The following is a 13,530-nucleotide window of genomic DNA, read 5'->3' on the forward strand; positions in this document are numbered from 1 at the left end:
ATCATCTTCACCGGCCAGAGAACCCTGCTACATCCTCTAGCTACTAGAGGAGCAAGCGGGCATGTCGCAGCCAATGCCGATCGGAACAGTGTCCAGGCTCGCCCGCGTGAAGGTGGCCACCATTCGCTATTACGAAGGCATCGGCCTGCTACCCGTCCCTGCCCGCACCGGCGCCAATCGTCGCGGCTACGACATCATGGACGTGCGGCGCCTCAAGTTCATCCGGCACGCCCGTGACCTTGGCTTCGACCTGAATGCCATTCGTCAACTCCTGGCGCTGGCGGGCCTGCCGGAGCAGCCCTGCGACGAGGCCGATGCGATCGCCCGCACCCACTTGGCTGCCGTCGGGCAGAAGATTGACCAGCTCACAGCCCTCCGCAAAGAGCTGGAAGCGATGGTGGAACGTGGTACCCACGGACGCATCGCCGAGTGTCACGTCATTGAGGTTCTCGCCAACTCCGACGAGTAGCCGGTATGCCGCTTCCCGAGGCTGCCGCGCGAACATGCTGCCTTCCGCGAGATATGGGACGTTATGGCTCTGACCGGAGTGCCCCTGGATCCTCTCGTGGTTGCTTCGGTCATGGAAGAGGCCGTCAGCAGCCGGGATAGCAGGCTAGGAGGGCCTCCCAGTCGCGGAGTTCCTCCTTCCAGGAGCGGATGACTGTCTCGGCGAGGGTACGGAGTTCCGGGCTCTGACTGTGGTGTCGCGGGGAAACCTCGGCGGTTCAAGGAAACTCCAGGCGGTCCAAGAATCGTTATAGCGCTTGTCTAGTTTCATCTGAGGGAGAGCCAGCGATGGATCTGTCGTCTTGCATTCAGGATTGCCTAAATTGTCACCGCTCCTGCACGGAGACGGTTACCCACATTCTGCACGGGGGCACCCAGCATTCCGAAAAGGACCACCTTGTGGCCCTTCTGGACTGTGCCCAGATCTGTATCACGGCAGCCGACTTCATGGCCCGGCAGTCGCCGCACCACGAACATCTGTGTCGCGAATGTGCCGAAATCTGCCGCGCCTGTGCCAAGCTCTGCGAGGCGCATGAGGACCCTGACGGCAAGATGAAGGCGGCCGCCGAGGCATGCCGCCGCTGTGCCGAGGGTTGCGACAAGATGACGGTCACGGCTGCCAGCCGCTAGGGGTTCCGTGGCATGGCGCCACCCGGCGCCATGCCGCCAGTATGAACGTGTTAGCCCGCTCGCATTTTGCCATCGCGCATGCGGAGGTCGTTGTGCAACGCGGTGGCCGCAATCGCCGCATGGCCCATCGCGACGCTGATCTGGTCCAGCGCATAGACGATGTCGCCAGCCGCATAGATGCCCTCGTGGCTGGTGCGCTGCTTTTGGTCGACTGCAATACAGCACCCGTCGCCCATTCGAAGGCCAAGCGCCTGCGCCAGCACGTCATTCGAGTCCGAGCCGAGAGCGGGGTACACCGTATCAAAGCCCAGCTCTGTACCATCCTGCAGGCGCGCCGTCACGCGGTCCTCGCTGAAGTCAAGTCCTTCGAGTGAACGCTCCTCGATCCTTATGCCGGTGCGGCCCAGAAGGGCGCGTTCGTCCTCGTCGATCTCGATCCTTCCCGAGGCGAGCAAGGTGATGTCGTTCGAGTAAGTGCGGAGGAACATGGCCTCTGCGACGCCGCGCGCGTCACCGCCGATCACGCCAATGGCCTGTCCGGTCGCCTCGAAGCCGTCGCAGACCGGACAGTAGCGCAGCAACCCGCGATCGAGTGCCGCACGGTGCGTCGCCGGGTCGACGTTCGGCCGCCGGTTCTCAGTGCCGGTGGCCGGGAGGAGGGTGCGCGCCTCCAGTGCCAGATCCTCGCCGCGCGCGAGGAAGCAATCCTGTGCCGCCTCGATCGCGTTGACGCGCCCGTTCATTAGGCGTGCGCCGTACCGCTCGGCCTGGACACGCATACGGCCCAGCAGCTCCGCACCGCCGATGCCATCCGGGAAGCCCGCATGGTTATGGGAAATCGGTATCCAAAGCGCCCGGCTGTTGCCGTCGTCGACCACCGCGACCCGCCGGTGATAGCGCGCGAGATAGATCGCGGCCGTTAAACCGGCCGGCCCACCGCCAACGATCAGGCAGTCGAGCCGCTCCACCGACTGTTCAGTCTCTTTAGCCAAGTCGATCTCCGGAGCTGGGTGGTTCATGGATCGCGGTCGGCGCACAGGAACAGGGCAGGAGTGCGTGCTCTTGCTTTAATCATCAGGATCAAATCCAGATGCGTGGTGGCGCTTGTGAACAACCGGTGGGCAAAGCTTAGCCCTTCCGGCTGACATACCAAGCACAGAGAAGGACCCTCACTGTGTTTCGGCATGGCACGCCCACGGTCACGACCATCCCTCGTTTACAAGGACGAGGAGACCGAGGCCGATGAACAGGACGCCGTAGACCCCCGCCTCCCATCGCGCGATCCGGGACAGGTCGAACCCTTCGAGGCCGGTCAGGGTCAGCCAGGTGAAGAGCCCCATCGCCGCGACCGTCGCGACCGCGAGTACGCAGGAGAGGAGGACGAAACCCGCCCATCCAAAGACGATTCCTGCACCGTAGACCGGCAGGAAGCCCTCGCAAGGCGAGAGGGTCAGCAACGCGAAAAGACCCGCGATTACGGCGACATCGGACCGGCGTCTGGCGCCGCTGCGTGGGGCCCCATGATGGGGGGCATGGTGATGGCTTGCGTCATGCGCGTGACCGCCATGGCCGTGCTGGTGACCGTGATCACCCCTGCCGAAGAGGTGGACATGCCCGTGACCCGCGCCGCGTGCCTGCCGCCAGAGGTAGAAGGCTCCGACCGCGATCAGCGCTCCGCCGGCGAGCCAGCCGAACGTCCGGCCGAGCGTGCCGCCAGCCTCGACGCCGGCAAAGACGAGCAGGGCGCCGAGGAGCGCCGTCAGGAGCACGTGGCCCGTGCCGGCGAGCGCGACGACGCCCAGGGTGCGTGCGCGACTCCAGCCCTGGCCGCGGGCTGCGAGTACGAAGGGGAGCCAGTGGGTCGGGATCGCGGCGTGCAGAAAGGCCACCACGACGCCGGTCGCGGCGATCGGCGCGAGGAGTTCGGGCTGCGCGACCACTATGCCTCCGTCGCGCCCGGCTTCCAGCCCAGGAGCCGGAGGGCATTGAGCGTCACGAGCACCGTCGCGCCGGTGTCGGCGAGGATGGCGGGCCAGAGGCCGGTAAGACCCATCAGCGTCGTCACGAGGAAGACGAGCTTCAGCCCGACAGCGAGGGCGACGTTCGTCTTCACGTTCGTCATCGTGGCCCGTGACAGGCCGACGAGTTCGGCCACCCCCGTGACGCGGTCCCGCAGCACCGCCGCGTCCGCCGTCTCCAGCGCCACGTCCGTGCCGCCCCCCATGGCGACACCCACGTCGGCTGCGGCGAGCGCCGGGGCGTCGTTGATGCCGTCGCCGACCATGACGACGGACCCGCGGTTCCGAAGGGCTGCGATCTCCCGCAGCTTGTCGTCGGGCAGCAGCCCCGCCTTCACGTCCAGGCCCAGGCCGGCGGCGATTGCGGCCCCGGTGCGGGGATTGTCCCCCGTGAGCATGACGGAGCCGATGCCAAGGCGGGTGAGGGCCGCGATGCCCTCCGCCGCGTCATCCCGCGGCTCGTCCCGGATCGCGAGGAGGCCCGCAACGGTCCCGTCCACGATGACGACCACGGTAGTCTTGCCCTCGCTCTCCAAGGCCTCGACGCGCCCCGCGAGCGTGCCGAGGTCGACGCCGGCCTCCCCGGCGTAGCGGGGAGAGCCGACGGCGACGCGCCGGCCGGACACGAGGGCGGTGACCGCGCGGCCCTGCACGGCACCCGCCTCCGACGCCGGGGGCGTCGCGACGCCGCGCGCGGTGGCCTCGGCCATCACTGCCTTCGCCAGCGGGTGAGCGGACCCCGCCTCGACGCCTGCGGCATAGGCAAGGAGGTCCCGGTCCGATGTTCCCGTCGCGGGCACCACGTCCGTGACGCGTGGGCGGCCTTCGGTAAGCGTGCCCGTCTTGTCGAAGGCGACCGTGCGGGCCGCACCGATGCTTTCCAGCGCCGCGCCGCCCTTGATGAGCAGGCCGCGCCGCGCGCCTGCCGAGAGGCCGGACGCCATGGCGGCGGGCACCGAGATCACGAGCGCGCAGGGGCAGGCGATGAGGAGGATCGCGAGGCCGCGATAGACCCCCGTCCACCAGTCCCAGCCGAGGAGGAGCGGCCCGCCGAGGATCACCGCGAGGGAGACGATCATCGCTCCGGGAGTCCAGTAGGTGGAGAACCGCTCGATAAAGCGCTGCGTCGGCGCGCGGGAGGCGGTCGCCTCCTCCACCATGCGGATGATCCGCGCGATAGTGTTGTCGGCCGCAGCGCGGGTGACGCGGACCCGCAGCGCGCCGTCGGCGTTGATAGAGCCCGCGACGACCGCCTCGCCGGGGCCGCGGCTGACGGGCACGCTCTCGCCCGTCACCGGGCTCTCGTCGAGGGCGGAGGCGCCGTCCTCGATCAGGCCATCACCGGGCACACGGTCGCCGGGGCGGATAAGGATGAGGTCGCCGACCGAGAGGCGGTCCGATGAGACCTGCTCCGTCGAGCCGTCGGCGCGGACCCGCAGCGCCATCTTCGGCATAAGGGAGGCGAGCGCGCGGATGCCCGCCCGCGCCCGGCCCGCCGCCACGTTCTCCAGCAGCTCACCGAGGGCGAAGAGCAGGACGACGACGGCCGCCTCCTCCGCCGCGCCGATGATCGCGGCGCCGATCGCTGCCGTGACCATGAGCGTCTCGATGGAAAACGGGGAGCCCGCGCGGGCGAGGGCGATCGCGCGCCGGCCGAAGGGCACGAGCGCGACGCCAGTGGCCGCGAGGAACAGCGGATAGGTCAGCCGTTCCGGCAGGATGAGGGAGAGCGCGTAGGCCCCCAGCACCAGGGCGCCGAGGAGCCAGACCAGCCGGGCTTTGCCCGTGGCATACCAGGGCTTCGCCGCGTCGGCCGGGTCGTCATGGTCGGCGTGGGAGTGGCCGAAGCCGCCGTGGCCCTCGTCCGCCCCCTTCGCGTGGCCACCGGCGCCGCTAGCGTGCGCATGGCCGGAGTCGTCGTGGTCGGCATGATCGTGCGCGGCGTGGTCGTGGGCGGGCCGTGCCGCAGCGGGAGGGGTCACGCCGCCCCCGGACAGGGGGCGGGCGGCGTAGCCGAGACCGGTAAGGGCTTGCTCGATGGTGGCCGTGTCGGTTCCCCCGGGCGCAAGGCGGAGCGTCAGCCGCTCGGCCATGAGGTTCACCGCGATGTCGGAGACGCCGGGCAGGCGTTGCAGCGCGCCCTCGACCTTCGCGACGCAGGAGGCGCAGTCCATTCCCTCGACCTTCCAGGCCAAGGTCGCGGGGGCGACGGACGTCGGCGCGGCGGAGATGATGGGGGAAGACGTCGTCGCGGCAGACGCGTCGAGCCGGGTGGCCTTGTAGCCGAGGGCGGCGACCTGTCGCTCCACAGCCGCTGCGCTCGCGGGATCGGCAAGGGTCGCGGTGAGGCGCTCGGCCATGAGGTTCACCGCAATGTCGGAGACGCCAGGCAGGCGCTCCATGGCCTTCGTCACCTTTGCGACGCAGGAGGCGCAGTCCATGCCCTCCACACGCCAGGACACGGTCCCGCCGCGACCGGCACCAACCGCCCTCGATCCGTCCATCATGCGAACTCCCATGCCTTGCACCGCTCATATGGCACCTCCAGCCACTAGAGCTTCAAGGGTGGTGGGGAGTGGTTTTCTCCGTAACGCTCCTGTCGCGGTGCCAATGCTCGTCGAGGTCGCCCGGCGTGTGGCCGGGATGGCCGGGATGGCCATGGTACATGGCCTGGCTTCTCTTACGGGATTTTTGCGATTTTCGCTGACTGGCCCAGGGCCGTCGTCGCCGCCGGCCCTTATGGGTTCCGCGACGCGATGCTTCGGCTCCGGAAAAGCCTCATCTCCCGCTCCGCTTTTCCACTTCTAAATATTTACTTTTGTAAACGTCAGTCGGGTTCAGGGCGGGAGCCCTGGGCCGGTGGGTATCCTCTGATGCGGCCTAGTTCTGCTGGAACGGGTCCTGAATGTCGGAGGCGCCAGCCTGCAGGTTCGGCGGCCCTTCACCCCTGTGATCCGGGCCGTGCGGGGCCGCTGGGGAGGCCGTGGCTCGGGACTATCGCGGCCGGGTGTCCGAAACCGACTGCTTATGGGACGAGCCTCACCTTTTCTCGGCGGCGGCAAGCCCGGCCTGTTGGCCCGTGCCGAGCCTGGGCATCAGCTGCATGTAGAAGAGCGAGGCCACCAGCTCGACCAGGGTCTGCAGGACAATGACGGCCGGGAGCAGCGGCATCGCGCCCGGCACGGCGAAGGCCAGCGGCAGGACCACCAAAGAGTTCCGCGTTCCCGCGCTGAAGGCGACGGCGCGCCCGGCGGGAGCATCGAGGCCTGCCAGCCGTGCCACGCCCCAGCCGAGGATCGGCGCGAACAGGGCGTAGGCGACGTAGAGGGGAAGGGCCCGGACCGCTCCATCCAAGGCCATGCCGAGCTGCGGGGTCACGGACGCGATGACCACGAACAGCACGACCGCCGTGGCGGGAACCGGCAGCAGGCCCAGGACCGCCGAGATCCTGGCCGCGCCAGCGCTTCTCCCAGCGACGAACTGGACGGCAGCGGCCAAGACGAGCGGACCGGCGATGAGCCAAACAAAGGCGTGGAGGAACGGCTCGGCCCGGACTAGGCCCGCCGCGTCCTCCCCGAGGAACAGGCCCAGGTAGAGGGGCAGCAGCAGCATCTGCAGCAGCAGAAGCATCGGCGTCGCCGCGAGCAGGAGGCGGGCGTCGGCGCGCCCGATGTGGGAGAAGGTCACCACGTAGTCGATGCAGGGTGCCAGCAGCACCAGTAGGACCCCCAGCCGCACCATGGGATCGGGCGGCAGGAACTGGATGAGGCCCAAGACGAGCACGGGGATCGCGACGAAGTTGGCGGCCAGCAGCGCGCCAATGAACCGGACCCGAACCAGGGCGCGGCCCAGGTCAGCAAGGGGAACCTGCAGGAAGGTCGCGAACAGCATCACGGCCAGCGTCGGATTGATTCCGCCTTCCAGCGCGGCTGCGGCCGGTACGAGGAAGCCGATGAGGGCGGCGCCGATCACCGTCCCGAAGTAGATGGCGACCTGGTGGGTCTCCAGGATGTCGCGCAGGCGGTTCATGCCTTCACCCCTTGGCGGGCGCCCGGGCGGCCGGACGGCACGGCTTCGGAACACACCAGGGCCGGTCGCGGCGCCTGATCGGCCACTGCCTGGGGGCGGCCATTGCACCGCGCGAACAGCGAGATGGCCTGGTCACAGACCTCACAGTGCCCCTCGCAACAGTCGCGCATCAGCAGGGCAACGAGATCGGACAGGGCCGTAAAGATGGCGCTGTAGATGATGGAGCGCCCCTCGCGGCGGCTTCGGATGAGGCCTGACCGTTCGAGATCGCTCAGGTGGAAGGACAGGCGGGAGCCGGAGACGCCCACGGCCTCCCCGATCGCACCGGCTGCCATGCCGTCCGCTCCGGCCACCACAAGGCGCCGCACGATGCGGAAACGTGCTTCCTGGGAAAGCGATGCGAAGGCATCGAGGGCCTGCTGTTCCTGCAAAACACTTCAACCATTCTTGAATGATAGAAGTATTCTATTGCCACTCGCCCGTGGTGTCACGACGTCCAGCTCGGGATGCCGCTTCCCATCCGGATCTCCGCATCCGCGCGGCGCCTAGCGCCCGCGCCATAAGATCCTTGAGAACTCCAGTGACTGGAGAATCGAGGACAAAGTGCAAAGGTCTAGAAGCTCTCGCCTGCCTATGGCCCGATCTGGCCTTCTGGCCCGAGGCGTCGCCCAGACATAGCTGTGTCGTTGATCTTCGCGGCGGCAACGTCGACCGCGTCACTCCCGCTTGGTCCGTCCATCGATGACCATCCGACGTGGAATGATCAGGGAGACCCGGCTGGTTGCCCGATTTCCCCGACCAAGCCCGCAAGAGGGAACCTTCAGACTCCCGCCCATCGTTTACGGGAGCGGCGGCGCGCTCTTGTCGCGGTGACCGTGCTCATCCAGGTCGCCGGGCTTATGGCCGGGGTGATCGTGGTGCGGGCCGGGCTGCTCCGTCACGCTCCTGTCGCGATGGCCTTCCGGATCGAGGTCGCCCGGTGTGTGCCCCGAATGGTCGTGGTGTTGACCGGGAACCTCGCGGTTCGCTTGGTCCCGATGTCCGTGCTGGTCCAAGTCACCCGCCTTGTGGCCCGGGTGGTCGTGGTGCGGGCCCGGCTTCTCTTGCGGCATCCTTGCTCTCCTACCTGGCTGACTTCAAACCCACCGTCGCCGCCCGCCGGTCCTGGCATCCTCGGTACGACGCCTCGGTTCTCCGTAAACTCCAGCTTCCGAGAAGCTGTTCCGCGCCCAGACATTTAGTTTTGTAAATGACGAGCCCGACTGGATAGTGCGGGGTCGAACGCATGCCTCCTGGCCCCGGCCACCCGTTAAGGCGTCCGGGGCCGTGGGCCGCCTAGTTCTGCTGGGACGGGTCCTGAATGCCGGGGACGCCAGCCTGCGGGCTCGGCGGCCCTTCACCCCTGTGATCCGGGCCGTGCGGGGCCGCTGGGGAGGCCGCGGCCCCCGGCACACCTGCGCCCTGGTCCGGGACCGTCGCGGCCGGGTGCCCGGGGTGGGGCGCGGTGGGAACCATGACCTGGGGTGACGAGGGGTTCTGCCTCGCCGGGGACTGGGCCAGGGCAGGCAGTGCCATCAGTCCGATGGCCAAGGCGAAAGCATAATTCTTCACGAGGTGTCTCCTGCTGGAAGCGTGGGGCTGGGGAGCCGGGTGCGGCTCCTGGGCTAGGCAGCCGCCCTACTAGGATATGCTACGAGCCTTGGCCTCCGCCACCCGTCGCGCCGCTCTGCTCCAGGAAGGTCTGGTTCGAGCCCTGGATGCCTGGGTAGGCGGGTTCGGCCGGACGCGGACGGTAGTGGTCCTCGTGCGTGTGGGGCCGCAGGTTACCGCGGGACTCAACCTGCGTCTGGAAAACCCGCGGCGGGTAGTAGCCCTCGGCTGAGGCACTCGTGCTGACGAGAGGCGCGAACATGGCGGTCGCGAGGCCCAGGGTCGCGGTTATCTTCGCCATCTTGCTGCGGAACATCTTCTCTTCTCCGTGTGAATGCTGGCGATTTTTTTTCGCCGTGCCGAGTAGATAACGCTCCTACCTCCAGTTTTCATCGAACCCAAATATTTTGATTTGTGTATTTGGAATTTTATCTCAACTGAAACTATGGTTTTCTAGTGTATTGCTGGTTCGTAAATACGGGCAGGTTGAGACGCCGGAGTGGAAGGACGGCATCGCCGTCAGCGCGGCGGTTGGCGTGCCTCCATGTCGGCCAGGCACCGCCTGAGAGCTGGCCTCGTCTGCGCCAAGCCCGTCGCCTTGAGCGGCCAGACGCCGCGACCCGGCAGGATCAGCTCCACCGAGGAAGCATGCGAGAGCAGGGCGATAAGACGGTCGCGGTCCGCAGCGTCGGCGGCGAGGACGCCGCGCGCCATGAGGAAGCCGTTCGGTAGCTGCCGCACAAGGTCGACCTCAACGATCCCACGAGTTTGGTCGATACCAAGCGTCAGCTCGCTCCCGGCACTCAGGCCACCCATGACCGCTCCCTCGACGAACAGGAACAGGACGCTCTCGTCGCCCCGCATTTGGAACGAGACGCTGCGGCCCAGGCCATCCGCCGGGTCGGTCCACGTTGTGGTCCAACCGCACCAGCTATCGCCGCGCTCCCCGAGGTAGCGGGTCACGCTCCAGGCGCCTGCGCGTTCGGTCCAGGCGACGTCCGCCACGGCCGGGCCAACCAGGGCTAACGACGTGGGCAGGCACAACAGGATGGCAGCTCTTGCCTGCCATCCCTGCCACCACTTTCTCGGCATGCGCGTACAATCCTCCCAGGCTTGTCCCTGTGCCTCCTCCTTTGCGTCATCGGCGCGGAGCAGGTGCCGAAACCGGCATCCGCTCCGCAGCAGTGCCTGCCTATCGCCGGGAGGGAGGTGTGAGTTCCGTGACCCGCCAGGGGCGGGCGGTCCACATGGCGGTGGAACTCGTAGCGCTCTGTGCAAGGGTAGCACCCGTCTCCTTGTCGATCGTGTAGGTTGAATTCAGCACGAAGGACGAGTCCAGCATGCTTCTCAGGGTACCCTCCACCACCCAGGCTGGACGCTCCTCGCTCTCCGTCTGGAACCTAGTCTCGCCAACCACGCGGAAGCTCTCCTCGAAGGGGACGGGCTGCAGGTCGGGCCGCATCGTCTGGTTGACGAGCTGGTACCGGGCCGTGGACGAGCGGCCCGGCGCCAGCGGGAACAGAGAGGCCAGAGCCTGGCGGCGGACGCCCTCGTTCATGGGATGCGTGGTCAGGAGGCCGCCGAGGGCGCGGGAGGTTCCCTGTTGCGTACGGACCAGGCAGACGGCCGGATCATTCGGATCGGCTCCAGCGTAGCGGACGCGGCTGCCGTCATCGCGTACCGCAACAGTCCCGGCGGGCGGGCAGACGACGCCGCTCAACGCCGTCGTCGCCGGCGGTGCCGAGGCCAGCTGCCCGCCGGAGCAGGCAGCCAGGGCCAAGGAGGCACCGACAAGCGCGAAGGGTGTTGTGAACTTCGACACGGGAAGTCTCCTCGGGGTGATGTTGCGCCTCCGATTGTGCGGCACCCATATGCACGAACAACGAGAATTAGTTCACGTCAGCACAGCAGAAACAACACGATGAAGCCTGGAAACAGCCAGCAACAATTCGGAAACGTATTACTTGATTTTCGCCGTCTGTACCGGCGTTGGATTCCTCGCCGGGAGACGAATAGTGGCGACGGTTCCCCGGCCAGGCTCGCTCATGATCTCGAGGCTTCCGCCATGCGATTCGGCGATGGCCCGGGCGGTGGCCAGGCCGAGGCCGCTGCCGCCGCCGCTGCTTCGCGCACGGTCGCCCCGGAAGAAAGGCTCGGTCACGCGGGGGAGGTCCGCTGCGGAGATGCCGGGACCGTGGTCGCCGACGCGGATAACGGCCTCGCCCGGCGTCGATTCCACCTCCACCCAGGGCCGCTCGCCATGTCGGAGAGCGTTGGTGACGAGGTTCGTGACGGCCCGCTTCAGGGCAACGCGACGCACGGTCGCGACGGCCCGCCTGTCCATCCCACGCTCCTCGACGGCATGCCCGGCATCGGCGATCTCGTCGGTAATGCTGTGGAGCAGGGCGGCGATGGCCAGGGGACGCGCGACCTCAGTGCCATCCCCGCCGCGCAGGTAGGCCAGGACGTCTGAGACCATCGTCTCCATCTCGGCCAGGTCGCGGCGGAGCGGCTCGCGCGCCTCAGGCGGGAGGTCGTCGGCCCGGAGGCTCATGCGCGTGATCGGTGACATGAGGTCGTGCGAGAGCGCTCCCAGGGCAAGCGTGCGCTGACGGAAGGCATCCCGTGTCCGCCCGGCCATCCCGTTCAGCGCCTCGGCGAGCTGCCGCACCTCGCGCGGCCCCCTCGCCTCCAGAGCTTCTGCCTCGCCCGCGGGGTCCATCCGGGAAACGGCACCCGCCAGTGCCGAGACAGGCGCCGCGACGGCGCGGGCGGCCAGCCCGACCGCGACGAGTAGCGCCAGGCCGAAAGCGGCCGCGTAGAGGTATAGCGCCTTCAGCTCCGCCGAGAGCAGGTCGAATGTCCTCATCTCGATGTCGAGGCGCGATCCATCGGACAGGCGCGCGGACGCGGCGATGCCGATGAGGTGCCCGTTGGCGGGATCGACCCGCCCTGCTTCGATCCGGAAATCCCTAGCGACGGCGACCAGGGCCTGGGTGCGCTCAGAGATCCGTTGGGCGGCTGCGTTCAGCGTGCCATCTGCGACTGGAACCTGCTCGGCCGAGTGGCTGATTTCGAGGCCCGGCCGGGAGATCGCCCGCGCGATGCTGTCCTGGGCATCGCGCGGGGCTGCGGCGATTGAATCGAGGAGTGTCGCCAGCCGCTGCGACAAGAGCTCCTCCGTGCTCCAGTCGACGGCGTGGCGGAGGAGGTAGTCGTGGACGCCCACCATTGCGGCGAAAAGAACCACGAAGCCGAGCAGGAGGGCTGCGACCGTTCGGGTCGCGAGCGTCTCGGGAAGGAGCCCCCTCAGCCGGTCCATTCGACCGGGCTCGTGAACATGTACCCGACGTTCCTGACCGTCTTGATAAGGGATGGGCGTGCTTCAGCGCCGGGCAAGGAATCCAGCTTGGACCGCAGGCGGCTGACCTGGACGTCCATGGAGCGGCCGAGGCCGCCATAGGGGCGGTTCCGGGCGAGGTCGAGGAGCTGATCACGGGTGAGAATGCGCTGGGGCCGCTCCACAAAGACCAACAGCACGTCGTACTCGCCTCCTGTCAGGTCGACGCCCACGCCGTCGGGTTGGGACAGCTCCCGGCGCCTCGTGTCGAGCGACCAGCCCACGAAGTGCGCGACCTCGCGCCTGGGTGTCGCTCCATGTCCATCCCTACCGTCGGTCCGCCGGAGCAAGGCCCGTATCCGGGCGACCAGCTCGCGTGGCTCCGGCGGCTTTACGATAAAGTCGTCGGCCCCGAGTTCCAGCCCTGTCACGCGATGCGACGTCTCTCCGAGGGCGGTCAGCATGATGATGGGCACATCGCCATGGGCACGCAGTTCGCGACAGATCTCGAATCCGGACCTACCGGGGAGCATCACGTCCAGCAGGACGAGGTCCACAGGCGCCGAGACAAGCAGCCGCTCCATCTCGAGGCTGTCTCGCGCCCCACTGGCGCGGAAGCCGCTGCGGCGGAGATGCGACAGAAGGAGCTTGCGCATCTCCTCGTCATCCTCGACCACAAGGACGTGGCGCCCCTCGCCAGACAGGGGCAGTTCCGCCGGGAACGGGCCGCCATGCGGGGGCTCGCTCGCCGCGCCGCCAAGGTTCCTCTCGTTCACGCGCCGCCTCCGGGCACTTGTTGCCTGGTAGGCATAGCCCGGCTCTGCCGGGGCCACTCCGCGGCCCTGGGATCTCTCGATTGTGTCTGCATCGGACGTTCCCCAATCCTTCACCGCCACGCGAAGAGGCGTGGCGGCAGGCGCCCGCCCCGGATCGGGCGGGCGATCAAACGGGCTGCGGGCTCAGAACCGCGCCTGGCCGCTGCGGCCAGCGGGGTTCTTGATCTGCAGCGTGATGGACGTTCCACGGGCGACGGGGGTCGCCGCCGTGCCGGACATCGTGTTCTCCGCCCCCGGCGCGAGCTGGACGACCTGGCGCGACCCGCCGGAGCCGACCAGGGCTGAGGCCGTGTAGCCTGTCGCGGGAACGGGCTTCCCGGCCTCGTCGTAGAGGTGGATCGTGAGCGCGCGCTCGGCGGCCAGCAGCTCCGCCTGAACGCCCACCACGTCCTGCATCTTCCCGCCATGCGGGCCCTGCTCGTTGTGACTGTGCGTCTGCGCGAGGGCGGCGGTGGCGAGCGAAGCGGTCGCGATGGCCGCGAGGATGATTTTACGCACGTGATGATTCCTTTCTGATGGA

General features: G+C 68.0%; 13 protein-coding genes. 2 read left to right on the plus strand and 11 right to left on the minus strand.

Annotation, left to right across the window (positions count from 1 at the left end):
* Window positions 1–61: 61 nt before the first annotated feature.
* On the plus strand, window positions 62–469 hold the full coding sequence (locus tag D9599_RS23315; protein ID WP_232480815.1) for a helix-turn-helix domain-containing protein: 408 nt from the start codon (window positions 62–64) through the stop codon (window positions 467–469).
* 437 nt (window positions 470–906) lie between these two features.
* Complete coding sequence (locus tag D9599_RS23320) at window positions 907–1,137, plus strand: four-helix bundle copper-binding protein (RefSeq protein ID WP_232480816.1); 231 nt, start codon at window positions 907–909, stop codon at window positions 1,135–1,137.
* A gap of 50 nt (window positions 1,138–1,187) precedes the next feature.
* Here D9599_RS23320 and D9599_RS23325 read toward each other — a convergent pair whose 3' ends face one another.
* From D9599_RS23325 to D9599_RS23380, 11 genes are all read right to left on the minus strand, one after another.
* Window positions 1,188–2,129: an NAD(P)/FAD-dependent oxidoreductase gene (locus D9599_RS23325; RefSeq protein ID WP_198383701.1), complete on the minus strand. Its 942-nt coding sequence runs from the start codon at window positions 2,127–2,129 to the stop codon at window positions 1,188–1,190.
* A gap of 207 nt (window positions 2,130–2,336) precedes the next feature.
* Complete coding sequence (locus D9599_RS23330) at window positions 2,337–3,077, minus strand: hypothetical protein (protein WP_198383702.1); 741 nt, start codon at window positions 3,075–3,077, stop codon at window positions 2,337–2,339.
* Window positions 3,077–5,662 carry a heavy metal translocating P-type ATPase gene (locus D9599_RS23335; protein ID WP_232480817.1) on the minus strand — a complete coding sequence of 862 codons (2,586 nt, stop codon included), beginning with the start codon at window positions 5,660–5,662 and terminating at the stop codon, window positions 3,077–3,079. Before D9599_RS23335 ends, D9599_RS23330 begins: the two co-directional genes overlap by 1 nt.
* A 532-nt stretch (window positions 5,663–6,194) precedes the next feature.
* Window positions 6,195–7,184, minus strand: coding sequence for an arsenic resistance protein (locus D9599_RS23345; RefSeq protein WP_198383703.1), 990 nt, complete (start codon window positions 7,182–7,184; stop codon window positions 6,195–6,197).
* Entirely contained in the window at window positions 7,181–7,615 is a 435-nt protein-coding gene (locus tag D9599_RS23350) for a helix-turn-helix transcriptional regulator (RefSeq protein WP_198383704.1), read from the minus strand. Before D9599_RS23350 ends, D9599_RS23345 begins: the two co-directional genes overlap by 4 nt.
* 1,259 nt (window positions 7,616–8,874) lie before the next feature.
* Window positions 8,875–9,150 carry a hypothetical protein gene (locus tag D9599_RS23355; protein ID WP_198383705.1) on the minus strand — a complete coding sequence of 92 codons (276 nt, stop codon included), beginning with the start codon at window positions 9,148–9,150 and terminating at the stop codon, window positions 8,875–8,877.
* Between the two features lie 203 nt (window positions 9,151–9,353).
* Window positions 9,354–9,797, minus strand: coding sequence for a hypothetical protein (locus tag D9599_RS23360; RefSeq protein ID WP_198383706.1), 444 nt, complete (start codon window positions 9,795–9,797; stop codon window positions 9,354–9,356).
* Window positions 9,798–10,026: 229 nt separating this feature from the next.
* Complete coding sequence (locus D9599_RS23365; protein ID WP_198383707.1) at window positions 10,027–10,656, minus strand: hypothetical protein; 630 nt, start codon at window positions 10,654–10,656, stop codon at window positions 10,027–10,029.
* A gap of 138 nt (window positions 10,657–10,794) precedes the next feature.
* On the minus strand, window positions 10,795–12,156 hold the full coding sequence (locus D9599_RS23370) for a HAMP domain-containing sensor histidine kinase (protein ID WP_198383708.1): 1,362 nt from the start codon (window positions 12,154–12,156) through the stop codon (window positions 10,795–10,797).
* Window positions 12,144–12,950, minus strand: a complete 807-nt coding sequence (locus D9599_RS23375; protein WP_309228694.1) for a response regulator transcription factor — start codon at window positions 12,948–12,950, stop codon at window positions 12,144–12,146. Before D9599_RS23375 ends, D9599_RS23370 begins: the two co-directional genes overlap by 13 nt.
* 183 nt (window positions 12,951–13,133) lie before the next feature.
* A complete protein-coding gene (locus D9599_RS23380; RefSeq protein WP_198383709.1) occupies window positions 13,134–13,508 on the minus strand; it encodes a hypothetical protein in 375 nt (124 codons plus the stop codon).
* Window positions 13,509–13,530 lie beyond the last annotated feature (22 nt).

Source organism: Roseomonas sp. KE2513, from assembly GCF_016107305.1.
Lineage (GTDB): Bacteria > Pseudomonadota > Alphaproteobacteria > Acetobacterales > Acetobacteraceae > Roseomonas.

What these genes read in the sequence shown, in the direction of transcription:
- D9599_RS23370 (WP_198383708.1), bottom strand. Translation starts at nt 12,156, where the DNA reads ATGGACCGGCTGAGGGGGCTCCTTCCCGAGACGCTCGCGACCCGAACG.
- D9599_RS23345 (WP_198383703.1), bottom strand. Translation starts at nt 7,184, where the DNA reads ATGAACCGCCTGCGCGACATCCTGGAGACCCACCAGGTCGCCATCTAC.
- D9599_RS23315 (WP_232480815.1), top strand. Translation starts at nt 62, where the DNA reads ATGTCGCAGCCAATGCCGATCGGAACAGTGTCCAGGCTCGCCCGCGTG.
- D9599_RS23355 (WP_198383705.1), bottom strand. Translation starts at nt 9,150, where the DNA reads ATGTTCCGCAGCAAGATGGCGAAGATAACCGCGACCCTGGGCCTCGCG.
- D9599_RS23335 (WP_232480817.1), bottom strand. Translation starts at nt 5,662, where the DNA reads ATGATGGACGGATCGAGGGCGGTTGGTGCCGGTCGCGGCGGGACCGTG.